The sequence below is a fragment of the Paenibacillus sp. J31P13 genome, assembly GCF_056269295.1.
Map to the genome: position 1 here is coordinate 135,400 of NZ_JBWDNR010000003.1, position 25,621 is coordinate 161,020.

Annotated in this window: 15 protein-coding genes; 12 read left to right on the forward strand and 3 right to left on the reverse strand. The window is 44.0% G+C overall.

Annotated elements, in window-relative coordinates:
* Nucleotides 1-5 precede the first annotated feature (5 nt).
* Nucleotides 6-914, forward strand: a complete 909-nt coding sequence (locus tag AC0YOD_RS11615; RefSeq protein WP_475799460.1) for a carbohydrate ABC transporter permease — start codon at nucleotides 6-8, stop codon at nucleotides 912-914.
* A gap of 40 nt (nucleotides 915-954) precedes the next feature.
* Nucleotides 955-2,553, forward strand: a complete 1,599-nt coding sequence (locus tag AC0YOD_RS11620; RefSeq protein ID WP_475799461.1) for an extracellular solute-binding protein — start codon at nucleotides 955-957, stop codon at nucleotides 2,551-2,553.
* 91 nt (nucleotides 2,554-2,644) lie between these two features.
* Here AC0YOD_RS11620 and AC0YOD_RS11625 read toward each other — a convergent pair whose 3' ends face one another.
* A complete protein-coding gene (locus AC0YOD_RS11625; RefSeq protein ID WP_475799462.1) occupies nucleotides 2,645-4,936 on the reverse strand; it encodes a helix-turn-helix domain-containing protein in 2,292 nt (763 codons plus the stop codon).
* A gap of 193 nt (nucleotides 4,937-5,129) precedes the next feature.
* Between AC0YOD_RS11625 and AC0YOD_RS11630 the strand changes: the two genes are divergently transcribed.
* The 7 genes from AC0YOD_RS11630 to AC0YOD_RS11660 are packed head-to-tail and all read left to right on the forward strand — an operon-like array spanning nucleotide 5,130 to nucleotide 16,557.
* The gene (locus AC0YOD_RS11630; protein ID WP_475799463.1) at nucleotides 5,130-6,416 is read left to right on the forward strand and encodes an alpha-L-fucosidase; all 1,287 of its coding nucleotides are present in this window, start codon (nucleotides 5,130-5,132) and stop codon (nucleotides 6,414-6,416) included.
* A gap of 26 nt (nucleotides 6,417-6,442) precedes the next feature.
* On the forward strand, nucleotides 6,443-7,321 hold the full coding sequence (locus AC0YOD_RS11635; RefSeq protein ID WP_475799464.1) for a sugar phosphate isomerase/epimerase family protein: 879 nt from the start codon (nucleotides 6,443-6,445) through the stop codon (nucleotides 7,319-7,321).
* A 43-nt stretch (nucleotides 7,322-7,364) separates the two neighbouring features.
* Nucleotides 7,365-8,390 (forward strand): carbohydrate-binding family 9-like protein, encoded by a 1,026-nt coding sequence (locus AC0YOD_RS11640; protein ID WP_475799465.1) that lies wholly within the window; start codon nucleotides 7,365-7,367, stop codon nucleotides 8,388-8,390.
* A complete protein-coding gene (locus AC0YOD_RS11645; protein ID WP_475799466.1) occupies nucleotides 8,378-11,017 on the forward strand; it encodes a transglutaminase domain-containing protein in 2,640 nt (879 codons plus the stop codon). The genes AC0YOD_RS11640 and AC0YOD_RS11645 overlap by 13 nt, the downstream gene beginning before the upstream one ends.
* 16 nt (nucleotides 11,018-11,033) lie before the next feature.
* Nucleotides 11,034-12,077: a glycoside hydrolase family 18 protein gene (locus tag AC0YOD_RS11650; RefSeq protein WP_475799467.1), complete on the forward strand. Its 1,044-nt coding sequence runs from the start codon at nucleotides 11,034-11,036 to the stop codon at nucleotides 12,075-12,077.
* Between the two features lie 14 nt (nucleotides 12,078-12,091).
* Nucleotides 12,092-13,411, forward strand: coding sequence for a glycoside hydrolase family 125 protein (locus tag AC0YOD_RS11655; protein WP_475799468.1), 1,320 nt, complete (start codon nucleotides 12,092-12,094; stop codon nucleotides 13,409-13,411).
* The gene (locus AC0YOD_RS11660; RefSeq protein WP_475799469.1) at nucleotides 13,408-16,557 is read left to right on the forward strand and encodes a beta-galactosidase; all 3,150 of its coding nucleotides are present in this window, start codon (nucleotides 13,408-13,410) and stop codon (nucleotides 16,555-16,557) included. The genes AC0YOD_RS11655 and AC0YOD_RS11660 overlap by 4 nt, the downstream gene beginning before the upstream one ends.
* A gap of 163 nt (nucleotides 16,558-16,720) precedes the next feature.
* On the opposite strand, the gene AC0YOD_RS11665 is transcribed toward AC0YOD_RS11660, so the two are convergent.
* Entirely contained in the window at nucleotides 16,721-17,260 is a 540-nt protein-coding gene (locus tag AC0YOD_RS11665; protein ID WP_475799470.1) for a GNAT family N-acetyltransferase, read from the reverse strand.
* Between the two features lie 154 nt (nucleotides 17,261-17,414).
* Nucleotides 17,415-18,080 carry a hypothetical protein gene (locus AC0YOD_RS11670; protein WP_475799471.1) on the reverse strand — a complete coding sequence of 222 codons (666 nt, stop codon included), beginning with the start codon at nucleotides 18,078-18,080 and terminating at the stop codon, nucleotides 17,415-17,417.
* 155 nt (nucleotides 18,081-18,235) lie between these two features.
* Between AC0YOD_RS11670 and AC0YOD_RS11675 the strand changes: the two genes are divergently transcribed.
* From AC0YOD_RS11675 to AC0YOD_RS11685, 3 genes are all read left to right on the forward strand, one after another.
* On the forward strand, nucleotides 18,236-18,952 hold the full coding sequence (locus tag AC0YOD_RS11675) for a response regulator transcription factor (RefSeq protein ID WP_475799472.1): 717 nt from the start codon (nucleotides 18,236-18,238) through the stop codon (nucleotides 18,950-18,952).
* A 1-nt stretch (nucleotide 18,953) separates the two neighbouring features.
* Entirely contained in the window at nucleotides 18,954-20,309 is a 1,356-nt protein-coding gene (locus tag AC0YOD_RS11680; protein ID WP_475799473.1) for a sensor histidine kinase, read from the forward strand.
* A gap of 231 nt (nucleotides 20,310-20,540) precedes the next feature.
* Nucleotides 20,541-25,619 (forward strand): AAA family ATPase, encoded by a 5,079-nt coding sequence (locus AC0YOD_RS11685; protein WP_475799474.1) that lies wholly within the window; start codon nucleotides 20,541-20,543, stop codon nucleotides 25,617-25,619.
* The last annotated feature ends 2 nt before the right edge of the window (nucleotides 25,620-25,621 follow it).

Genomic DNA, 25,621 nt, shown 5'->3' on the forward strand with positions numbered 1-25,621 from the left:
GAGCGATGATTTCCGCTGTTAAAGAAACCGGACGGGATAGAGTGTTTGTTATTTGTAACTATATTTATGTGTTTATAGCTTTCATTTTGGTAGCCTATCCTGTAATTTATATGCTTAGTGCTTCTATAAGCGATCCAAAGCTAGTGGGTTCAGGTGAAATGTGGTTATGGCCCAAAGGAATTACATTTGAAGGCTATAAGAGAGTATTTCAGAATTCCGAAATTTGGACAGGATACGCCAACACCATTCTCTATACGGTGATAGGTACGACAATTAACCTCATTGTTACACTGCCCGCAGCTTATGCGCTAAGCCGTAAAGATTTTGCAGGACGCAACTTTTTCATGGGAATGTTCATGGTCACGATGTTCTTTGGCGGCGGCCTCGTTCCAAGTTACTTGCTCATCAAGAATTTAGGAATGGTTAATACGATTTGGGCGATTGTTATTCCTTCAGCTGCCTCGATCTGGAACATTATTGTGGCTCGAACATTCTTTCAATCTTCCATTCCGAAAGAGCTGCAGGAAGCTGCACAAATTGACGGATGCAGCAATATACGGTTGTTTCTGAAGATTATATTACCGTTGTCCATGCCAATAATTGCAGTAATGGCATTGTTCTATGGTGTGGGCCACTGGAACAGCTATTTCTCCGCACTCATCTATTTGAACGATGCCGCGAAATATCCGCTGCAGCTAGTCCTTCGTCAAATACTTGTGCTTCAGGAAATGTCTTCTCAGGGCGGTGGAGTGATGGATTCTACAACAGCGGCAGCTCTCAACAATAAGGCAGAAATTGCTGCACTAGTTAAATATGCTGTTATTATTGTAGCGACTTTACCTATTATTGCCGTTTATCCGTTCCTTCAGCGTTACTTTGTGCAAGGTGTCATGATTGGTTCCGTTAAGGGCTGATTTTGCTCATAAATAATAGAAATTGGGGAGGTTTTTTTGGATGAAAAAGCTACGTAAAGCATCATCACTGTTATTGTGCATCACGCTGCTCATCTCCGTATTGGCAGCTTGTGGTTCATCGAAAGATGAGGGTGAAAAAGGCAGTAATGCGGGTACTAGCGAAGCTGCTGGTGTCAATAAAGAAGGATATCCTATTGTTGATAAACCGATTACGCTCAAGATGATGTCACAGGATGCCGGTATGGCAAATTGGAAAGACATGCCTGTTATGCAAGAGATGGAGAAATTGACAGGTATCAAGTTCGAGTATCAAAATGCTCCGCTTGACAGCTTTGAGACTAAGAAAAACCTTGTATTTGCAAGTGGGGATTTGCCGGATATCTTTTATGCAGCAGAACTTAAACCAGCAGAGCAAGTGACTTACGGTACGCAAGGCATTCTTATTCCTCTTGAAAAATATATTGATGGCGGTTATGCGCCTAACATCAAAAAAATATTTGATGAGAATCCAGATGTTCGCAAGTCATTCACTACACCTGATGGACATATTTATGCGTTGCCGAACGTTGATCTATCAGCAGTATGGTATCGGGGTCCGATGTGGTATAACGGTAAGTTCTTGAAAGCTCTAGGCATTACAGAACTGCCTAAGACGACTGAAGAATTGTATGACTTTCTCAAGCGTGTGAAGAACGAAGATCCAAATGGAAACGGTAAAAAGGATGAAATTCCGCTTAGCTCAGTTAAATTAGATGATTTGCGGATGTACTTCCTTGGTTTCTGGGGCATCTATGATGAGCTCGTTTATGCCGACAAGGAAGGTAAAGTGCACTATACGCCTCAAGAAGAAGGCTACAAGGGGTATTTAACGTTTCTGAATCGTTTATGGCAAGATGGCTTGCTGGATAGTGAGACATTCTCACAAACCAATGATCAGAAGAAGGCAAAAGGATCTAATAACCAAGTTGCGTTGTTCAGCGACTACTACCCGTTCTTTACACTAGGCGGTGAGCCAAGCGAAGATAATCCATTAATGACACCAGTTGGCAGTGATATTGCTGGTACTCCTGTTTATGGAAAACATCCAGGTATATCATCAAACGGTACCTTTGCGATTACAAGCAACAATCCTGCACCAGAAGCAACAATGCGTTGGGTAGATTACCTATACAGCTATGAAGGTGCAACGTTATTTGGTCAAGGTCCTGAAAATTTACTGTGGAAATACACAGACAAGGCTACACATGCGAAGGAATGGCTTCCTGTTCCAGGCGGTGGCGATCGCAATGAGTATAAGGGAACCATTACTCCGAACTATGCTATTGTTCCGCCAGGCATGAACTCTGCTGAGCTTAGCATAGGGATTGAGAACGATTTTGACAAATGGATCAATAAGGAAAATGCAGAAAAGCTTTTACCCATTGCAAAAACTCCTTATCCTAACGTGTACTTAACAAGTTCGGAACAATCTGAAGCATCTGCTTTATTATCAGACCTAAACACATACGTGAAACAAATGGAAGCGAAATTTGTAACCGGTCAAGAACCAATGTCTAATTGGGACAAGTATCGTGCTCAAATCAAAAAAATGGGCGGTGACCGTATCGCTGAGCTTTATCAAAGCGCATACGACAGATAGAGCTCAGTCAAATAAAACGATTCCAGCATGAAGTAACAAGAAACCTAACCCGGTCATGCGAGCTGATGACCGGGTGTTTGTTTATGGTTCCTTATTCATCATCGAGTTCGGTCAGCGATTCTATCGATCCGTTCTCCCAGTATAGCTTGCGGTATTGTCCAGGCGTATAGCCCGTTTCTTTCTTAAATTTGCGAATAAAGTTAGGTGTATCCAGATAACCAACTTGAATAATAATGTCTTTAAGAGGAGCGTTGGTCGTTTTTAAATGACGCTTAACCTCTTCCAATCGTTTTTGCCAAATATATTGAATGAAGTTAAGTCCCATTTTTTCTTTAAATGACCGACTTACATGGGATGGCGAGATATCAAACTCAAAAGCAATCATGTCTAGACTGAGTGTTTGATCCGTATAGTGCTCATCAATATAGGATACGATTCGATCAATTTGCGATTGTACTTCTTTCTGATTATTGCGTTCCACTTGCGTACAGATTCGGGAAGCAAGATTGAGAAAACCGCTCTCCAATTCATCTAATGATTGGCTGTACATCATATTCGGAGCCATTTCCTGTATTAAATTAGGAATGCCCAGTTCAGATGCGGTTTTTAGCATCGAATTTAGAATGTCAAAGCATATACAACGTTTAAGAAAAGTAGACAGCTCCGATGATTGCAGGCTTCGGATAGATGGACTAATGATCTGTGCAGCCACATCATAGCTTCCCTGCTTTAGACTCTGAGAGAGCTTAAGCAGCGAGTTGTTCGGAATCCAAAACGTATGGTCTGGCGTTAAGAGCAATTTCTCGAAATATGTGACCGAGCTATCACCGTTAGCTGTACGTAATTCAAATGCAGAGCAAGCCTCGATAAAGGACTGATTGAGCTGATCCGGGCTGGAGTAACAGGTTCCAACGCCAATCGTAGGATTAACATGGAATGTTTCTAGCATGCCGCTGTACACCGCTTCTGCAATGTGGCGAATAGAATCAAATTCTTGCTTCGCTTGATCGGTATTGAAGCTGATAATTAGCGCTATTTGATCCGGTTGAGGGAGCTCTACGCTATAGGCATAAGCAGCCAACTCCGGAAATTCAATTCCAGCAAGCAGCTGAAGAATTTCCTGTCTTTCCTGTCTTTCATCAAGCTTATCGTCCCATCCAATCACCATAACAAAGTGATGGCTTCGGTCGAAATGAAGATTAAATGCTTCCTGAAGCTCAGGCGTAAGACTTTGAGCATTCCCAAACTTGAGCAGCATGCTCAGAAAATGATTGCGTGCATACGGCTCTTGAAGATCTACACGCGAGCTATACTCTTGCAGTGCTGTTCGGATACGATCAAGCTCGTTGCCGCTTGTGTCAGAAGCATCTGCAGGGTGCTTAGATTTAGATTTAGAATTTGCAAATTCCAAAAGTGTTGAAATGGGTTGATATTGCATTCTTGCGAAAACGAGTGCAATTGCAGCCCCAACGATAACGACGATGGTAAATAGCATAATGATAAAGCTGCGAACATGCAAAACACTGCTGAAAAACTGTGAACTCGGCATAGCGGTCACATATGTCCAGCCATTGTATTCCGACGTTACGGATACGATGGAGTGTGGCTTGTCATTTAATATCTTATTATGAATACCAGGCGTAAGACCGTATAAGGATTTCGCTTCAGTATGTGTTAATGTTTCCCCTTGTTGATTATCAATTAGGATTTGACCATTGTTGTCTAGTATATAGGTCAATCCTTGATAATTGCCTAAAATGGATTCAATTAAGCCCGTGAGCTCCGATTCCTTAATTAGATACATAATCGTTCCATGCGGATTAGGATTGTTAGGCGTAATGGGAACCAGATAGGCTAGCATCGAATTCTGCATAGTAGAGTTGCGAATAAGCGTATCAGCTGGACGCATTGTTGGGAATTTGACGCTGTTTAGATCCTGATAAACCTTTTCTTTTTTCCAGTTGTTAAAGCTAAAACGACTTGTAAACACATCAAAACTCGATAATCCACTAGCAGAGTAAACGTTCTCATCCTTGTGAAAGTATAAGAACATATCTCCAATAATGGAGCTTGTTGCTTTATATTGATCCAGCGCTTGAATGGCTTCCCCGCTGTAGTAAGAATCATGAACGCGAAAAGGAGTCAGCCTCTGGTCATAGGAGATGCGGGAGGCTATCTCACTTAATTCCTTCATCCGACCGTCAATAATTTGTTTAGCTTGCGTTAATTGATTAAGTCTTGATTGTTCGATCTCGGAACGTAGATTGGTGACTGCGTTTTGATAAATGAATATCGTCATAAGAATTAAGGGAATAAGCAAAATGAACATATAAGACCAAATATACTTTAGAAAAAGTTTGGATTTAAAATATTGTCGTTTCATTTTAAGCCTCCTGATTTCTGCCAACCCATGCTTGTTATCCTATCATATCAACAATTTAGAAATTTGGACATAGAGCAGAAGAATACGATAAAGCTTTGATTGCAATAGCACATATCTATACTGTGAGCGATGAATAGCGACAGAGGAACTACACATTTATTTCTATTATCTTAATTAAAAGGAGCGGTAAATGATGCAAGAGTGGTTTAAGGAAGCGAAGCTGGGTATTTTTATTCACTATGGTATTTATGCGGTAGATGGGGTTTCTGAGTCATGGTCCTTCTATAACGGGAGAATCCCTTATGAGGAATATATGAAGCAATTAGATGGGTTTACCGCATCCAAATTTGATGCTGATAAATGGGCTGATTTGATCGAACAATCAGGAGCGAAATATGCCGTTCTCACGACCAAGCATCATGACGGAGTAGCGCTATGGGATACACAGTACAGCGACTTAAACGTTGTGAAGAAGACGCCGGTGAAACGAGATCTGATTAAAGAGTATGCGGAAGCTGTTACCAAAAGAGGCATTCGCCTTGGCATGTATTATTCACTGATCGACTGGTCGCATCCCGACTATCCAAGTGTATTTGAAGGCGGCAGGGTACCTGATGATTTAAGCAGTGTAAATAAATTTTCGAGCCCTGTTGACGGCATTCAGGATGAAGAAAAATGGAATAGATTCCTGCAGTTTAATAATGATCAGCTGGGAGAGATCTTAACCAACTACGGGAAGGTTGATCTTCTCTGGTTCGATGGGGATTGGGAACGAAGCGCGGAGCAGTGGAATTTACCCCAGTTTAAGCAATATCTTCAATCATTCAACCCGGATATCATCATCAATTCCCGCCTGCAAGGCCATGGGGATTACAAAACGCCGGAGCAAGGGATTCCTATTACACGTCCGGAAGGACCATGGGAGTTCTGTACAACGATCAATAGTTCGTGGGGCTATGTGCCAACGGATGAAAAGTATAAATCTTTGAATCAGATTATTCGGATGTTCTGTGACTGCATTACCTTGGGAGGCAATATGTTGCTCGATATCGGGCCCATGGAAGATGGAACAGTTGATAAGAGACAAGAAGATATTTTGTTAGGACTAGGTGAATGGATTCGAACGCATGAGGAAGCTGTATTTGGGACAGATGAAGGCATTATGCCACGTTATTATTTGGGCGGCAGTACTGTTTCGAAGGACAGAAAGAGCTTGTACCTCTTTGTATATGATGATCCGAAAGAGAACGTGTGTCTAAAAGGATTATCCAACCCGATCAAGAAAATAACGGTGCTGCATTCCGGCAAGGAACTAACGCATGAAATTCATGGCGGCGTGCCGTGGTTTAATATCCCGGGAACGACTTGGATTCATATGACACCGGAAGATACGCATAATCAAGTCACGGTGCTTAAGCTCGAATTTGATGAAGAACTGGATATGTACGGCGGTTCTGGCGTTGTAGTCACTCATAACTAGAAAAAAGCTCCAAGGAGGAGAAGACAATGAAGATTGGATTAAGCTCTTATAGTCTATTAAATGCCATTAAATCGGGAGAAATGAGTATTCTTGATGCCATTCGCTGGATTGCGGATAACGGCGGTGAGCATATGGAGATTGTCCCATATGGCTATACCTTAATAGATAATCCAGAATTGGCAGATGCCGTCCGTGAGACAGCAAAGGAAGCGGGCATTGCGTTGTCCAATTATTCAATGCCGGCGAATTTTGTGCAGGATACACTGGAGCTATTCAACGAGGAGGTGGCCCGGGTTAAGGAGCATGTTGATCTTGTACACCGCCTTGGAATGAAGCATATTCGCCATGATGTTACTGCTTTTACCATCTCGCAAGAACAGATGACCATTAAGTGGTTCGAGGATAATCTCCATCTTATGGTGAAGGGCAGTCAGCAAATTGCAGACTATGCTGCACAGTATGGCATTACGACAACCATTGAAAACCACGGGTTCAGTGTACAGTCGAGTGACCGCGTACAGCGAGTTCTGCATGAAGTTGATCGTCCTAACTTCAAGACGACGCTTGATGTCGGCAACTTTATGTGTGTAGACGAGAATTCCATTATTGGCGTCAAAAAAAACCTGCCTTACGCATCGCTCATTCATTTTAAAGACTTTTATTTCCGTCCATACGATCAGCATCCGGGCGGCGGCGATTGGTTTTTGACTTCGAACGGAAATTACTTGCGCGGTGCAATTGTTGGACACGGAGATATTGAGATTCGCAAAATCGTCAAGCTTATTAAGGAATCCGGCTACGATGGTTATATCACCATAGAATTTGAAGGCATGGAAGAATGCAAAGCGGCTTCTCGCATCGCAATGGACAACTTGCGGCGCTTCTGGGATGAATGTTCACTTTAAGAGATTTTCGTAAATAAGGATACAGACAACTGGAGGAGATCCTATGAATCTAAGCGGATTGCAGGAGCCGAACATCGAATATGCGCCCAAGCACTATATATGCCAACGCGCAACGGAGAAGCTCGTTCTTGACGGACGTGTCGATAAATCATTCTGGGCAGCGGTGGATTGGACGGAGGATTTTGTCGATATTGAGGGTGACCTTCGCCCGAAGCCAGCAAAGCAGACCCGGGTAAAAATGCTATGGGATGATGAATACTTCTATTTTGCTGCGGAAATGATTGAAGATCAGATTTGGGCAACATTGACGGAGCGGGAATCGGTTATTTTCTATGATAATGATTTTGAGATTTTCATTGATCCGGATGGCGATACCCATAACTATTATGAGTTTGAAATTAATGCGCTAAACACGGTATGGGATCTTCTCTTAGTCAAACCCTACCGAGACGGAGGTCCTCCGATTAATGGCTGGGATATTAGCGGACTTCAGACGGCGGTATATATTGATGGCGAGCTGAATCAGCCAAGTGCAACCAATCGGAAATGGAGCGTCGAGGTAGCTATGCCTTGGAAAAGCTTGCGTGAATGCGCATCTCAGGGGAATCCGCCGGTAAAAGGCGATTTTTGGCGCGTTAATTTTTCACGTGTCGAATGGCAGGTCGAGGTAGAAGGAGGCGAATACCGGAAGGTTATCAATCCTGAGACGGGTAAATCGTTTCCAGAAGATAATTGGGTATGGTCACCGATGGGTCTTATTAATATGCATTATCCGGAGCTATGGGGATACGTCGTATTTGCTGATGAAGACGGTCCAGAATCATTCCAGCTGCCGCCGGATGAGCGCATAAAGTGGGAGCTTCGGAAGCTCTATTATCGTGAGCGTAATTACTTTGAAAGTCATGGCGAATTTGCTGCTGATCCTCAATTACTCATGAATGACGGAGAGCAATGGAGTATTACACCTATCATTGAGACGACAAGGTCCCTGTTTCAGATTTCTGCGCCGACAACGGATGGGAAGTCCACGTTCTGTATCAAAGAGGACGGAAAGCTATGGAAGGAGTGAGAGGACAAATGACTGTACAGACTTCGGTATTCTCATTAGATCAAGAGGCTATGGCGCTTATTGAAAGTAAATTTCGCGAGAAGCAGCAAATCGCAAAGGCAAGAGCGCATGAGTTGTTCGATGTTTTTCAGAATAAGCTAACGAATGAAGAGACTTGGGCGCTCAAATATTTATTTGCCTATATGCCAGTCAATGATTTGGCTGATTATGATGGATCGCTATTTTTAAGCCATGTGCGTCAAACATTGGAGATTCGAGGAAAAGTACCTTGGAAAATTCCCGATCACCTCTTCCTGCACTTTGTCATGCCATACCGAGTGAATACGGAAAATATCGAGGACTCTCGCGGTATTTTATATCATGAATTGGCGGATCGTACCGGTCACTTATCCATGGCAGATGCTATTCTAGAGACGAATTATTGGTGCCACGAGAAGGCTAATTATATTGGAAGCGACTTGCGAACCATTTCACCGCTTACCATGATCCGAAATGCGCGCGGACGCTGCGGTGAGGAATCGACGCTTGCGGTTGCTGCGCTTCGCAGTATCGGCATCCCTGCTCGCCAAGTCTATACACCGCGCTGGGCCCATTGTGATGATAACCACGCATGGGTTGAAGCATGGGCTGATGGACAGTGGTATTATATTGGCGCCTGCGAACCAGAAGCTCGTCTGAATCAAGGATGGTTCACTCCCCCTGCTCGGCGGGCAATGCTCATTAACACACGGATTTTTGCCAATTATCCGGGGCCTGAGGACATTACACTCGCCGACGATTGGTTTACAGAAATCAATTTGCTTGAAGGGTATGCACCAACGCGCAGTATTACCGTTCTTGTAAAGGACGAGCATGGTCAACCGGTTAGCGGAGCGAATGTGTATTTCGAGGTTTACAACATGGCTGAATTTTACCCCATTGCTGTGATGCCAACAAATACAAAGGGTGAAGCCGTATTGAAGACGGGCTTTGGCGATCTATTAATCCGTGCAGTGAAGGATAATCAGTGGGGAGTCGAGAAGATTACAGTTGCTGACAGTGAACACTTTGAAATTGTTCTGAGTCAGATGCAGCAGCCAGAAGGCGTGTCGGACTTTGATATGGTTCCCCCGCCTGAAGGCATGGGAGAGACTTCGGAGCAGGTTTCCGAGGAAAAGCTCCAGCTGCATAATAATCGGCTTGAAGAAGGTACAGGAATCCGAACGCAATATGAACATACATTTATGAACGAGGAAGAAGCATTGGAGCTTGCTCAGAAAATGGCTCTTCCACAGGAGCGGGTATGGGATGTGCTGCATAAGGCTCGCGGAAACAGCCGGGAGATTGCTGCATTCCTGCTAGAGCGTTCTTCCCAGTATGGGGAATGGCCGCTTCGTTTGCTGGAGAGCATGAACGAGAAGGATCTTATTGATACATTCCTTCCTGTACTTGACGATCATCTAATTGGCTCCCTGAAACAGCAGGGACAGCTATCGGATGAAACATTCATTTCCTATATCCTATGCCCGCGTGTGTTATATGAAATGATCGTACCGTATAGGCATTTTTTCCAACATGCATTCACGGATAAGGAAGCTGCAGCTTATCGAGAGGATCCTTCCGAGCTTGTCCGCAGTCTGGATAAAGAATACGGGATTTGGGAGGACCTTCCGAACTTAATGGGCAAAGGAAATCCGATTGGCACCTTTAAGATGAAGATGGGAGACCCTGTTTCCTTGGCTATTCTGTTTGTGGCGATCTGCCGAAGTCTGGGCATTCCGGCGCGCTTGCACCCAAGCGAACAGAAGCCGCAATATATGTTGAATGGCAGTTGGCATGATGCATTATTTACATATGGAACTATAGTGGAAAAAGAGAAGATAGATAGCGGAACTTTGCGACTGCTTCCAGATAGCAATGCGCCAGTAGAGGCGCCTTCTGCTTCATACTCTAGTAATTTTACATTTGCTAGATTGGAGAAGGGTATTTATAAGACGCTAGTCTATCCTCACGGCAAATCGGACGTATATGATGAGCCCTTTGAGCTGGAACAAGGCTCCTATCGCATGACGTCGGGTATTCGTCTGAAGGATGGTACGGTGAGAGTGCGCTTTACTTACTTCACGGTGAAGGCAGGGGAGCAGACGGATGCTCAGCTAACCTACCGCGAGGTGCCGCTTGAAATTCCTGTTCTCGGTACAATGAATCGGAATAGTATGCTAACCACACTGGATGGGGCTGACAAGACACTCGGAGAGTTTATAGGCAAGAATGGAGCTGTGGTGGCCTGGATGGAACCGGAAAGGGAGCCAACCAAGCATTTAATTCGTGAGATCAGCGAGCTTGCTGAGCCGTTTGCGGAGCTCGGTGCTCCGATCATTTTTATTATCGGTAATCCGGAGTGGACAACATCATTTGACCCAGCCAAATATCCAAAGCTGCCATCCCATACCCTGTTTGTCCGAGATTCTACCTATGCTTCTTTGCCGGATTTTATAGCAGAATCTCAAGCTAATGAAGCTGGTTTCCCTCATCTCTTTGTACTGGATAACCAAGACCAAATTCGGTATACAACTTCAGGATACAAGATTGGAACCGGGAAGGAAACGTTGCAGGTCCTAGCCAGCGTATACCAACAACAAATATAGATTGGAGCGATACGTAATGACAAAACGGAATTATATTGTGGCGGGTTATGCCGTCGATTCGAAGCTTCCCGAAATGACGCGGGAGGATTTGAATAAGCTAACTCATTTGAATGTGGCATTTGGCCATGTTCGCGAAGATGAGATCACTACGGATCATTTGCAGCATACGGATACGCTTCGAGAGATTAAACGTGAGCATCCAGAGCTCTCTATTCTATTGTCTGTTGGCGGTTGGAGTGCTGGCGGGTTCTCCGAAGCGGCATCAACAGAAGCCGGAAGAAAACGTATGGCTGACTCTGCCGTTCGGATACTAACCGACTATCCATTCGATGGAATCGACTTGGATTGGGAGTATCCTTGTTACGGCGAGGCTGGCATTGCTTCGAGTCCTGATGATAAGACGAACTTTACCTTGCTTCTAAAGACGATGCGCGAAGCTTTGGATTTGAAAGGCGCACAAGATAATCGCCATTATTCGCTGACTATTGCAGCAGGTGCGGATCAATATTATGTAGATGGAACAGAAATGGATCAGGTCCAGCAGTATTTGGATTTTGTACAGCTGATGACCTACGATATGCGCGGCGGATTTCAGGTTCTGACGGGTCACCATACAAATCTGTATACACCAACTGGGGATTTGTTCCGCATCAGTACGGAAGCATCCGTTAACCTATTCATCCGTGCGGGCGTGCCGAGAGAGAAAATCGTCATTGGTGCGGCATTCTATTCTCGGGTGTGGAATAACGTTCCTAATATCGCTAACGGGCTTCACCAAATGGCTGGAAGCACGGGCGGCTATGGACCTGATTTTACCACTCTTGCGGCGGATTACATTAATAAGAATGGTTATATTCGTTACTGGGACAATGAGGCGAAGGCGCCTTATCTTTATAACGGAACGAGCTTCATCTCCTATGACGATGAAGAATCAATTGGACATAAAAGCGATTATGTGAAGAGCAATCAACTAGCTGGGATTATGTTTTGGGAGTACGGCTGCGATGAGACGCATCGGTTGCTCGAGGCTATTCATCAAGAACTCCATAAGAAGATATAAAGGAGCGAGACGGTATGGAAAAATTCAGACTCCCGAAAATACAAATGCCTAAGCTGGACCTGCCGCAAGCGGTACTAGATGTACTGAAAGAGGCCGAGCAAAAGCTTGCTCATCGGCCAAAGCTGCTGCAGCTGTTCAAAAACTGTTTTCCTAACACGCTGGAAACGACAACAAAGCTAATGGATGACGGAACAACCTTCATCATTACCGGCGATATTCCAGCCCTTTGGCTGAGAGATTCCGTGGAGCAGGTTATACAGTATGTACCGCTTGCCAAAAATGATGAGAGCTTACAGCGTATTATTAGCGGCTTAATAAAGCGTCAAATTGCTTATATCGGAATTGATCCTTATGCCAATGCCTTTAATGAATCCCCAAATGACTGGCACTGGGACACATCCGATGTGACGGACATGTCCCCATGGGTTTGGGAGCGTAAATTCGAGATCGATTCTTTATGCTTCGTCATTCGGTTAGCTCATTCCTACTGGAAGGAAACGGAGCGGACAGATATCTTCGATGCAGGCTTCAAGGAAGCGATGCGTACCATTCTTGCATTGTTTAAGACGGAACAGCGTCATTTTGAGCAATCGCCGTACCGTTTTACACGCAATAATGGTATTCCAACGGATTCGCTTCGCAATCAAGGTCTTGGCATGCCTGTTAATTACACAGGAATGGTATGGTCGGGCTTCCGTTCAAGCGATGATGCTTGCGATTTTCATTACAACATTCCGGGTAATATGTTCGCGGTTGTTACGCTGCGCCAAATGCAGGAGTTCGCAGAATGGGTATTCCGTGACATGAATTTGGTACAGGAGCTTAAAGAGCTGGAAGCGGATATTGATCATGGCATCCAGTTGTACGGCATTTACCGTCATCCGGAATTCGGACCTATCTATGCATACGAAACCGATGGCTTCGGTAATTATTGTCTGATGGATGATGCTGGGACGCCAGGATTAATCTCCATTCCTTATCTGGGCTACGTTACGGCGGATGATGAAATTTATCAGAATACCAGAAGGTTTGCACTCAGCAAGCAAAATCCTTTCTATTATGAAGGAAGAGCTGCGAAGGGCATAGGCAGTCCGCATACACCGCCAGGCTATATCTGGCATATGGCGCTGTCTATGCAAGGCATTACTGCATTAACAAATGAGGAAAAGCTTGAGATGATTCTCATGCTGGAATCGACGGATGCGGATACGGGCTTTATGCATGAGGGCTTCCATTCCGATGATCCGAAGGTGTTCACCAGAAGCTGGTTTGCTTGGTCGAACAGTCTATTTTCTCAGCTTGTATACAGAGCGATGAAGGATGGTCTGCTATGAGTAAAAACATTCTATTTTTCGATCCGCAGTTTCCGATTAGCGGAGCAATGGATCTTGCAGCAGCGACGGAAGCGTTATCGAATATCGGTACGATAGTGGGGGCGGCAGATCTTGCCGCTTCTTTGCAGCAAGTCAGTGGAGGCAGCTTTATTAATATGCATGCTCCTTATTTCCCTAAGTCAGCGTGGACGGCGATTCTCGGTTATTTGAAGCGGGGAGGCGGCTTGCTCAACATCGGGGGAGCACCGTTTAAATATCCTGTTCGTCTGAAAGACGGGCAATGGATAGTAGAAGCTGAGCAGACAGTCTATCATCAGGAGCTACACATACATGAAGCATTAAAGGTAGACAGCACCCGTGTGGTTCGCTATCAAGCTGCATCGGAAATACCGCTCCTCGTTGGAGGAGAAGCGCTGCTGCCCCTTTCGGATACATGGAATTTGGTTCCGCATGTAACGAAGAGCAGTGACCTTCCTCATCAGATGGGCTCATCTGGTCCGATGGATACGCGCGTCTATTCGCTGCTCAAAGGGATAACCGCAGATGACCGAGAAGTATCCGCTCCTGTTGTCTTATGGGAGCATAATGGCGGTCCATTCAAGAGCGCAAGGTGGCTGTTCGTCAGTCAAAATTTGCGGGATGGTTTTTGGACGGAGGGCGGATTAGAACAAATCACTCAATGGGTGCAATTTATCAGCAAGGGAGTTACCGAGCTATGGATAAAGCCTAATTATGCCTCTTATGAAAATGGTGAACGCGCACAGCTGACGCTGCAAACGGAGCGACTTAGCCGCGGCACTCTCAGACCATCCTCTTCTTCTGATACATGGACGTTTCATATTTCTATTAAGCGTGATGGTGATGCTGCTGCAGTATGGACGAAGGAGCTGCAGGAGCAGGTAAAGGATGAACTAACCATTGTCCGTCTGCCGATTCCGATTGATATTCAGTGTGGTCTATATCGTGTCATCTGCAAAGCAGAAGGACCGGATGGAGAAATTCGCATTCTTAAGGGGGCATTTTGGGGCTTTGATGCGGAGCTGCTGAAGCAGGGGACACCGATTAGTGCGGGACGAGACTTTTTTGTGAAGGATGGAAATACGCTTCCTGTTGTAGGAATGACCTATATGACATCCGATGTTGCGAGGAAATTTCTATTCTTACCAAATGCCGATGTCTGGGATCGCGATATGGCGCAAATGAAAAAGGCCGGCATTAACTGGATTCGTACGGGCATATGGACCGCTTATCGAAACATTATGCAGGTTGACGGTCATGCCTCAGAGGAGGTGCTGCGGGCAATCGATGCATTTGTATTGACGGCAAAGCGTCATGATTTGCAGCTAACGTTTACCTTCTTCTCCTTTACACCTGAGCCATGGGAAGGGCTTAATCCGTATTTGGACCCACGGAGTGTGGAGGCACAAAAACGGTTTATTCGCTCCATTGTCTCCAGACATAAGGATACAACGAATATAGACTGGGATCTTATTAATGAGCCTTCGATGTTTGATCCTGAGAAGATTTTCTCTGATGGTCCACGGTCTTGCCGCGATCCATTCGAGCTGCGTGCATTCTCAGAGTGGTTGGAGGAGCGTCATGGCTCCATTGAAATCCTTCAAGAACGCTGGAGTATGTCGCCGACACAGCTGCCGGATTTTGCAACAGCAAAACCGCCTGAAGCGAATGAAATTAATTTCAACATTCAAGATATTCATTCAGGCAAGAAAGGAACACGTTGGCTGGATTACGTATTGTTCTCGATGGATATGCACAATGTTTGGGCGATGCAGCTATCCGATACGATAAAGGAGCTATGCCCGGATCATCTCGTTACGGTTGGACAGGATGAAGCGCTTGGGGCACAAAGACCTTCTCCTTTCTTCTATGAGGAGGCTGTTGATTATACAACCGTTCACTCCTGGTGGTTAAATGATCATTTGCTGTGGGACGGTATTTTTGCGAAAACGGCAAATAAGCCGAATCTTGTACAAGAAACCGGTATTATGTACGTTGAGACACCTGATGGCAGAGCCAAGCGTACCGAGACGGAGCTGCGCAGCTTCCTGGAGCGCAAGTATGCTTATGCTTTTGCAACGGGTGGAGCGGGAGCTATTCAATGGATTTGGAATACCAATTTCTACATGGATAACGCGAATGAGTCACAAATCGGGGCGCTTCGCGCGGATGGCACGGAGAAGCCGGAGGCTGATGTTTCTTATGATTTCGGGCGTTTTATGAGTGAGATCGGCAGCATTTTAGGAGATCGTGACTTAGAGGAGATTGCGGTTGTATTTCCGTATTCGAATGATTTCTCAAATCGGAAACTGGCCTTTGAAGCAACGACACATCTGACCCGTGCTTTGGCATACGAGCTGAATATGCCTTTTCGCGGCGCCTCGGAATATCACCTAAGGGATCTTGAAGCGCAGCCAGCAAAGCTTATTATTCTGCCAAGTGCTCATAATGTGGATGATGAAGCAATGCAGCAGCTGCTCCATATGGTGGAGCAAACGGGCGCAGTCTTGCTAGTAACAGGTGCGATTAATCTCGACTCTTACTGGCATGAATCCAATCGCTTCCAGGATGTGCTTGGCAAGACACAGCTTGTCAACGTACAGAGAGAGGAACGGCTGGTTCTTGGGGGAGAAGCTCTGCCTATTTCTTATGGAAATCGCCGAATTGCGGAGACGGTTAAGGAAGAACGAGTCCACACAGGAGGTCTTGACGGTGGCGTAGAAAAAGGTTCAGCAGTGGTTGATATTCCGTTTGGTGAAGGAAGACTCATTTGGAGCCCTCTGCCTGTTGAATTGAATAATCGGACGGAGCCGCTTGTGAAGCTGTACAAGTACGCAACAGAAGCAGCAGGTGTGAAAAGCGGTTTGGAATGGATGAAGGGCGGCGATCTTTCCGGTGTGTATGGCCGTAAGATGAGCTACAAAAAAGGATTTCTGTACATTTTTGTATCCGAGTTTGCTTGGGATGGGGACATTGCCGTGAAGGATGCGGAAACAGGGGTTTCTTACTCATTCCAATTAGAACAGCAGCGGTCAGTCTTGTTTGCAACCGATCGAAATGGGCATGTACTATCTGTATACCGACCGCATGAGGTAGATATCAAAATAAGCGAGAATGATAAAGCTTAAGGGAAATGCGAATTAACTGATATATGCGGTAGAAACGTTGTGCTGTCCATTAAACCATTTGAAATCGCAACACTTGGTATTACCTTGTAATACAAGAAGCCCGGTTGAAAGAAACCGGGCTTCTTTTTATTTGAAAATCTTTATTTCTCACCAATTCTTTATGTCATTCCAAATCTTCATTTGTAATGGCAAATAACGCATGATCTTCCCAATTACCATTAATCTTCAAATATTTTTTGGCTAAGCCCTCATGTCTAAAGCCCGCCTTTTCTAAAACTCGAGTCGAAGCTGAGTTTCTTGGCATTACGCCAGCTTGCACACGATGCAATCCGATCTGCTCAAAGGCGAATCCCACGCATAATGAAACGGCCTCCGTCGCATAGCCTTGTCCATTATGCTTCTGATCAATAAAATAACCCATATTTGCATTTTGAAAAGGACCGCGAGCAATGCCTGTTAATGCTATTCTTCCGATAAGCTCATCTGTTTCCTTCTGAAAGATTCCCCAAATATGAGCTTGGTCATTTTTTTGTCCCTGCATACTATCAGCAATCTCTGTTTGCTGCCCTTCTAGCGTAAAGTGGACTTCATCTCTGATCGGTTCGAAAGACTGAAAAAAATCTCGGTTCGTTAGTCTTAAAGCAAGAAGCGAGGCTGCATCGTTTATTTCCAGATGTCTTAAGTAAATGCGAGTATTATTCATGAAATAAGCTGACCCTCCTGCGAAAATGATAGAAATAATCGTAGCGATATTCACATGAAATGTCAAAGTTCACGCAGCGGTTGCCAATACATTCAAAACCACAACCTCATGAGGTTGTGGTTTTGAATGCTATTAGCGGGTATTGCAGTACCATTTATTTGGTTGTTTCCCATTCAGCGATTTGTTGTTTATAAGCGTTTAGAAGCTCGTTCAATGATTCTTTAATCACCTTAGGATCCTTGGCCTGAACGGCTTTAGCAAGCTTAATTTCTGCTTTAATAAAAGTCAGGTCAGCATCCTTGATTTCACTAGTAACCGCAACTGCTGTTGCTGCATGTGAATCCAAAGGGAGAATTTTAATATCGTCTAATGCTTTTATGGTATCATCCGCCTTTACAAACGTAACGGAAGCAGTCAGGTCTGCTGAGCTTTTCACGGCTATTGTAGAAGGAACCGAGTCTATTTTGGAGACGTGAATCGCTTCTAGGCTAGTTAAACTTGAAGGTGCTGCTTCCATTTTAGTAAAGCTCAATTTTGCAGTTGCACCAATTGTTTTCTCGTATTGCTCCAACGTTTTTTTCCAGTCATTTAAGGTTTCGGGGGCATATTTTTCAGCCAATTCCAATGGATCAGTAAAGCTGTTAATAACAGCAAAGCCATTATCTATCTGAACGGCATCATTGGATATTGTTTTCTGCATCGTTTGGAGTTCTACCGGCTTTGGTGAACTGGCTGCATTTGACAATGCTGGGCTGGCAACGGTGGCCAATAATATGGCAGAAGAAAGCGCAACTCTAGAAATAATCAACTTATGGTTCATGGTTTCACACTCCTAATGGGTTTGTCTTACTTGCTCTACTTTACAGAATGGGTGTGGCAGAACATTGGTGTATTTGTGGAAAAACAATGGCACGCCCCAATTGGAATCGGCAACTTGGTATACTTACAGGAGAAATAATCAGGAGGTCCTTGAATGTGAATAACAATTATCGCATCGCTGTTGTGGATGATGACTATCATATACGTAATTTAGTTGAGATTTATTTACAGAAAGAAAGCTATCAAACGATTGGTTTGGAAAATGCAGAGGATGCGGTTGAATTATTGCAAAATAATCCTCCAGATTTATGGGTGCTTGATATCATGCTGCCTGGCATGGATGGCTATGAGCTATGCAGACGGATTCGAAATGTTGCGGATGTGCCTATTATTATGATCTCTGCCAAAGACACCGAAGTGGATAAAATACTAGGGCTCGAGCTGGGCAGTGATGATTACTTGGTTAAGCCGTTTAGTCCTCGCGAGCTGGTGGCTCGGATCAAGCGGCAGCTACAGCGCTGGTATAAATATAATCAATATGAAGATAGCCAATCTGATGCTTCTATGCCATTAGCTCAGATCGGAATGGGCGGGCTTCAATTAATGCTGGAGGAAAGACGCGTGTTTTGGCTTGGGGAGGAAATAGATATGACTAGCAAGGAATTCACTATGCTTAAAGTATTTATTGAACAGCCAAATCGAGCCTTTGCGAGAACCGACTTGCTAACGCTTGTCTGGGGTGATGATTATTTCGGCAGCGATCGCGCAGTCGATCATCTTATTAAACGGATTCGGAAAAAAATAGAGCATTTACCCATTGAATCGGTATGGGGTCATGGTTATCGAATGAGAATGGATCGAGGTGTGCTTTAATATGAAGCTCGTTCATCAAATTAATTTGGCGTTTGCTATAGCATTAGTGGTCGTATTATCGATAACTGCGGTTTTGATCCATTTTGTATTGCTTGACCATTTTATGGTTGCACAGAAAGAAGACCTAAAGCTGATGGGGGCTAAGATGACAGCGACGTTAAGTGCGAGTACAACCTTTCAACCTGATCTTAACGTGGAGCTATATGATGATACACTAATGGCTGCACCGATAGCCTCTGGAATAGCAGCAATTGTTACAGATACGAATGGCAATATATTAAAGAGTGAATTACAGACGACTAGTTCTAATAAGAGTGAAGTAACGGGTATCAAATCCGTTAGCAAAGTCAATCTGGAACAGATATGGAATGGAACGGATCAGCGTTATCTTACAGAGGTAACCGCCATTCCTCAGGGGACTTTAACGCTTCTTACACCGATCAGCAAAATCAAGGAAATCGAGCAAGCGCTGCTTGGCAGACTGCTGTTGGTCTTTTTTGTTGGCGGAGTGTGTATGCTCCTAATTAGCCATTTGATTACGAGAAAGTTAATAAAACCGCTGATGCGGTTAAAAGAAGAATTAACGAAGGTGAAGGGGCGCCAATTTTCAAAGGTTAGTCTAGTTAAGGCGGGTGGAGAGATTGGTGCTGTCGCTCAGACCGTTTATGAAATGGCGGATGAGTTGAATCGGTTTAACCGAGCGCAGAAACAATTTTTCCAAAATGCTTCTCATGAGCTAAAATCACCGTTAATGTCTATTGCTGGCTACACGGAAGGAATCAGAGATGGTGTATTTGAAGGCGAGCATGTTCGCAAGGGCTTAGACATTATTTTGAGTGAAAGCGATCGATTGAAAAATATAGTAACGGAGATGACGCTATTAGCAAAGTTGGACAGTGAGGAGGATATTTATAAGCCGGAAAATATATGCTTGAGTGATTTATTAACGGAGACGATTGAACGTATCAATCCCATGCTTATAAAGAAAAGTATCAAACTGCATACTTCCTATTATGAATATGAAGGACTGACTATTCGTGCAGACCGAGAGAAGCTAATGCAAGCACTGCTCAATGTGGTTTCAAATGCTATTAGGCATGCAAATAATCATATTTACATTCAAGCTTCCCTTAACCAAGGCCGCATTGTTCTATCCGTATCTGATGATGGAAATGGCATAGCAGATGAGCTGCTTCCTTATTTATTCCATCGTTTTGTGAAAGGAAAGGATGGTGAATCGGGGCTGGGGCTTGCCATATCACGTGCGATTATTGAACGCTGCGGCGGCCTTATTACAGCAGACAATCGTAAAGAGGGCGGTGCTGTCTTTTCGCTCAAATTCCCAATGGTTGTATGATTATATCATTCTCTAAAATTCACAACTGGAATAGGTTGTGAATTTTTTTTGTAATATGACAAAAGTAATGACAACAACCACTATTCGACCATGAAATATTAGACTATATTTAGGTTAACTAAGATAGCTTCAATGTTATACTAATTATAATTTTTTATAGAAATATTGGAGAATATATCTTTTCATAACGAGCGTTCTGACCACATTGATGCAACTGGGGAGTGCGGCTTCATGATCGAGATATCCGGTTATCAGACCATTGAGGAAATAAGTAATAATGAAAATATAAAGCTATACAGACTGTCCCGCCTAGAGGACGGTCTAAGTGTGATCGCAAAAACGACCTGTGATGAATATCCGGGATTAAACGTGGTTGCTGCTTTTCAATATGAGTATGACATGCTTAAGAGACTGAGCGGCAGGGGAACACTAGAAGCGTATGATTTGAAAATCATGGTTGATCGGCCGATTCTGCTCTTTCGTGATATGGGGGGAACTACTCTAGGTCAGCTATTGCGATCAGAATCCAGTTTGTTTGAGCTGCCTGCTTTACTCGCAACTGCCGCAGCTGCAGCTGACAGTCTCATGCATTTACATAGTGAAAATATTACATTAAATGAGATTACTCCTTTTCATCTGATGGTTAATCCTGATACCTATGAAGTGAGATTTATAGATATCCGCACCTGTACGACTAACATGGGAAAAAGCTCTTTATCGCATGCAACAGAGAGAGCGGACGCCATACTGCCTTACATATCACCAGAACAAACGGGAAGAACGGGAATAAAGCCAGATTATCGTTCTGATTTTTACTCTTTAGGCGCCACATTATACGAATGGTTTTCGGGTGATCTGCCTTTCGAGCCTAGTGATGTGCTGGATATTGTATATCATCATCTGGCTAGTACACCTGAGCCTCTTTATAAAAAGCAGCCCTCTATACCTAAGATGATTTCAGATATTATTGCGAAATGCATGGAAAAAATACCTGAAGCTAGGTATGTTAGTGCCTTCGGAATTAAGCGGGATCTGGAGGAGTGTTTGACTCGATTTCATGCAACTGGAGAAGTAGATACCTTTGCTCTGGCTAGCTATGATGTCCCGAATCACTGGATTGTTCCGACTCATTTTTACGGCAGACACTTGGAGCAACTAAGCTTGCAAGAAGCTTTGCAGCGAGTGGCAAATGGATCAGCGGAAACAGTCTGGGTGAGCGGTAGCGGAGGAATTGGGAAAACCTCCTTTGTGAAGGAAACCCTTCGAAAAGCTGAATCTTTCGAAGGGTTTTTCGCTATGGGCAAGTTCGATCCACATCATACTCCGAAGCCCTATGATGCATGGATTCAAGTCATTAGAGAACTAGTAGGTCAATTATTAATGGAAAGCAGACTGCAGGTGGAAGTCTGGAAGCTTGATATTCTTAACGCGGTTGAAGGCCACGGAGGTCTACTTATTGAGCTAGTACCCAGTTTGGAGTTTCTAATTGGTGAACAACCCATCATACAGCCCCTACAGCCAGTTGAAGCCCAGCAACGTTTTCATCTTGTTTTAAATCGATTTATTAAGCTGTTTCTCCGTCGGGATCGGCCTTTGGTCTTGTTTCTAGATGATCTCCAGTGGGCAGATGAAGCCTCGCTTCAATATCTTACTTATTTGCTAGAGGATAGAGAAACAAAACATTTACTCGTTGTATTAGCTTATCGAGATGGAGAGATTTCGACACTGCATCCAGTCAGTCGATTAGATCGGCAGCTTATTGATCGTAAAACGACGACAAGTCGAATACATTTGGAGGCACTTGAAGTGGCCGATCTAAGCCAGCTATTAAACGATGCTATGCATTATGAGGCTGCTGGTACTAATGAGCTGGCTGCGGTATTGCTTAAAAAGACGGAAGGAAACCCCTTTTTTCTTAAGCAATTTCTTCAGGATTTAATTGACGACAAACAAGTAAGCTTCGATGAATTAAACCATTGCTGGCAATGGGATTTACAACATATTAGTGAAATTAGCATTCCTGATAATGCGGCAGCTTATATATCGGAAAAATTGAAGCATCTTCCCTATAAGATGGTTTATACGCTTGGACGAGCTGCATTTCTAGGCAGCAGCTTCAAGACAGAGACACTGGCCTTCATTACAGAGCTAAACTTGAAGGAGCTCTCAGAGGTACTTGATATTGCTGTACGGGAGCAATTGCTGCAGTTTGTCATGAGTGAAGATGAAGAAGTTTATAAATTCCAGCATGACCGTATTCAGCAAGCCGCCTATGCGCTTGTTCCTGATGCTGAACGGCATAATCTTCATATGAGGATTGGTACGCATCTTGTCAATCGTATGAGATTAGGCGAAGACGCTAACCTATTTGAAGCCATTGACCATTTAAATCATGCATGGGGAATAGTAGTGTGTCCAGAAAAAAAACTGGAATTGGCAGAGCTGAACCTGAAAGCAGGCCTTAAAGCAAAGCAATTGACTGCATATGAGACTTCATTAAATTATTTACGCCAGGCTACGGGACTGTTGGAGGAGAATAACTGGGAAAATAGCTATAAGCTGACCTTCCAATCTTTCATCGAACAGGCAGAGGCAGAGTATTTATGCGCTCATTTTGAGACGTCGAATGATTTATTTAATTTGCTGCTGAGCAAAGCGGCGACAAATTTGGACAAAGCGCTTGTTTATATCATGAAGATTCAAATAGAAGCAGCCAATGACAACTATGAAGAGGTTATTTTATTAGGTCGTAAAGCATTAGAACTATTACATGTACGTCATAACTTCAATCCGGGTTCATTGGAATTAACGCTGCATTTGTTAAGACTGAAAAGGAAAATTCGGAAGCATCCAATAGACTCTCTGCATCTTCTACCGCCCATGACAGATGAAACGCTAAGAGCAGCCCTGTCTGTATTGGTTCATACGAGTAATGCATGTTTTTATGTGAATAAGAAAGGCTGGCTTGCCGCTTCCTTCACACTGGTCGAACTAACACTGGATCACGGTATGGCTCCCGAGAGTTCAATCGGGTTTATTGGATATGCCTTGTTCCTCTATTTCTACTTTCATCGTAGTGAGGAGGCATTTAGATGGGGGATGCTCGCATGCAACCTATCGAAGCCGTACCCCATTCTACATGTGAAGACGTTGACTTCCTTCACCTTGTGCTTCGATAGTTGGAAAACGTATGCCCCGACTATGCTAGAGACTTTTACCGAGCATGCTGGGAAAGTAGGATTGGAATCCGGAGATTTGTGGCATGGGAATCAAAGTGTGCTAATCAATTGTGGCGTTCTTTTGCAATATGGTCATCCTCTGGGAGATATTTATGATCGGTTAATTGCACATGCGGGAGAGTTTCAACGGCATAATAATACGCTTCATTGGAAGCAAGCGACAGTAAGCGTCGCTATTCTTTGCAGTTTGACTGGTTACCGAGTCCCAGATGATCCATTTGCAAAAGAGGATATAATGAGCGAGGATTTCGCCAAGTCTGTCCATGGGGATCAGTTTCATACCATTCAAGAGCTGGTTTACGTCTATCAGTATTTACCGAGTTATTTGTTTGGACGATATCATGAAGCTAGAATTGCATTGGAAAAAGCGGCTGTTCTTGTAGCATCGCGTAAAGATGTCGGCGTTGACAGTACCCTTCAATACTCGTATGAGTCATTAGTATGGGCACAGTTATATGAGGAAGCATCAATAAAGCAACAAAATGTTTACTTATCAAAAATAAGAAAAAATTTAAATATGTTAAAAAAGCTCGCTGCTCGTTGTCCGGAAAATTATTTGCATAGATATTTGCTGATCAAAGCTGAAATGTCACGGCTTATTCGAAAGTATCGTCAAGCTGAGGAGCTGTACGAACAATCTATTAATGCTTCCCGCAGGTATGGATATATTCATGATGTGGCTATCGCAGCTGAGTGCTATGGCAAATACGGCATTCGACAAGGCAAGCAGCAGCTCGCAAAAATCTATATGACAGAGGCATATGAGGCTTATATAGAATGGGGTGCAGCTGCAAAAGCGGCCGACATGGAACGGAAGTATAGTCATCTTTTGCAAATTAGACGTGAGTCAGGTTTGGAGCGCGTTGACTATCTTTCAGCGGTCATGTCTGCTCAAGCTTTATCAGGTGAAATGGAAATGGATCGTTTGCTTCACACGTTAATGCGCATTATGCTTCACAATGCAGGAGCGGAGTCTGGTGCACTCATTTTTGGCTATGAGGATAATTGGGTCATTGAGGCGCATGGAACGGCTGAGGAGCTTTGTATAGAAACGATTCCACTAGAAGAAGATTCAGACTTGGTTCCGGCTGCCATAATCGGCTATGCGGCAAGAACGAGAGAAGAAGTCGTCCTGCATGATGCGGCAAAAGAAGGAATGTTTGCTCGGAATGTATATGTTAAAAATAACGGGTTAAAGTCGGTTCTCTGCCTCCCGATCATGCATCAAAACAAATTGATTTGTTTGCTCTATATGGAAAATAAGCTGTCGCCTAGTGTATTTACACCACAACGGCTTAGTGTATTAAAGCTGCTTGGATCGCAATGTGCGATCTCCATCGAGAATGCCAGACTTTACTCAGGGATTCAATATCTAAAAAATAATTTGGAGGAGCAGGTTGAAAAGCGGACCCACAGCTTAGAGCGGTCGATGCGTGAAACTTCTGCTGCACTCGCTGAGGTATCCGTTTATGAGGAACGGAATCGTATTGCGCAAGAAATTCATGATATTGTCGGACATACGCTTACATCAACCATTCTTCAAATTGAAGCAGGAAAGCGCCTTATGCAAAAGGATATGGAGGGTGGCGTGCAGCGGCTTAAGGAAGCGCAGGACCTTGTTCGGCACAGTTTAAATGAGATTCGTGGGTCCGTCCATATGCTGAAGGAGGATAAATATGCGGATCTAGCAGGCATGTTAAATCAGCTTGTACGAGATACGGAGCGGAATACGGGAGTTGTCATTCATGCGGCATTTCATGATTTGCCAGAGCTGCCTACTGCTCATAAGAAGATGATTTATTATGCGCTGCAAGAAGGTTTAACAAACGGAATTCGCCATGGTGAAAGCAAGGTGTTTCGCTTCCATTTGAAACCTTTTGGATCGTATTTGCAGTTCAGGCTGGAAGACAACGGAGCAGGTGCTAGTGAAATAGCAATGGGATTTGGTTTGAAAGCGATGAAAGACCGTGCTGAACAACTTGGCGGCAGCTTATCTATCGATTCAAGACCACAACAGGGTTGTCTTCTGCGAATTAATTTACCGTATTCAGCTCGATCCAATGGAGGATAGAT